The 527-nt window shown below is 48.8% G+C and carries 1 pseudogene; it reads left to right on the plus strand.

Going from position 1 to position 527, the window contains the following annotated elements:
• Positions 1-518 (plus strand): annotated as a pseudogene (locus FO441_RS12530) (IS30 family transposase); the annotation flags it as partial.
• Positions 519-527 lie beyond the last annotated feature (9 nt).

Below are 527 nucleotides of genomic sequence, written 5' to 3' on the forward strand. Positions count from 1 at the left end.
GAAAGAACAAATGACTACCCGGCGTTCAATGATGAATTCGGCCACCTGGAAGGCGACACCATCGTTGGTGTCCGTCACAAGAGTGCCGTCATTACGCTGGTCGAACGCCTCTCAAAAGCCATCATCACCCTGAAACCCGAAGGCCGGACGGCGCAGGATATCGAGGTTGCCATCAATACATGGTGTCAAAAGATGCCCAGAAACCTATTCAAATCGATCACTTTCGACTGTGGTAAGGAATTCTCCAACTGGCAATCGATGAGCAATCAGAATGACCTGTCCGTCTACTTTGCCGATCCGGGGACACCATCCCAGCGGGGATTGAACGAACATTCCAACGGCCTGCTCAGAAAGGATGGACTGCCCAAAGACATGGATTTCAACACGGTCGACCAGACTTTTATCTCATCGGTTGCCGCCAGGAGAAACCATATCCAAGAAAATCATTAAACTACCACACACCACTGGAAGTCTTTTTGAGTTACATGGGTGACAAGCAACTGTCTAGCTTATTTTGACAAACGAAA

Source organism: Salinicoccus cyprini (assembly GCF_007713705.1).
Classification (GTDB): domain Bacteria; phylum Bacillota; class Bacilli; order Staphylococcales; family Salinicoccaceae; genus Salinicoccus; species Salinicoccus cyprini.